Origin of the sequence: Gilliamella sp. B14448G11 (assembly GCF_016101765.1) — a bacterium.
In the GTDB taxonomy this organism is placed as follows: Bacteria; Pseudomonadota; Gammaproteobacteria; order Enterobacterales; family Orbaceae; genus Gilliamella; species Gilliamella apicola_N.
In genome coordinates, this window is record NZ_JACFPX010000054.1 from 1 (window position 1) to 378 (window position 378).

Genomic DNA, 378 nt, shown 5'->3' on the forward strand with positions numbered 1-378 from the left:
TAACTTCGGCTAATCCATTAGATGCATTAAAACACTCTGAGCCATTAAAACAGTTAGATAAACTTAAACAATCCAATCCACTCGACTCACTTAATTCTTTAGCCCAGTTTAATCCACTTAATCCGTTAAATTCACTATTATCTCAAGGCGGCTCACGCACTCTTTATGGTGTGGTTACTCAATTCAGTCAATTATCAGTCAGTAATGATGAAGCTCGTTATCAAGTGGTTTTGTCATCGCAATTAGCCAAACTGGCATTAAGTCATAACTGTGCTATTTTTCAGAATCAAAGTGTTATCAGTGTGGTTGAAGAGGTCTTGCGTGGTCATGGTTATACCGGGATTGATTATCGTTTAGCACTTAAAGAGCAATACCCTG

The 378-nt window shown here is 37.8% G+C and carries 1 protein-coding gene; it reads left to right on the forward strand.

The features are described from left to right. On the forward strand, positions 1-378 hold a 378-nt coding region (locus H3S88_RS13155; protein ID WP_198237285.1), incomplete at both ends, for a contractile injection system protein, VgrG/Pvc8 family.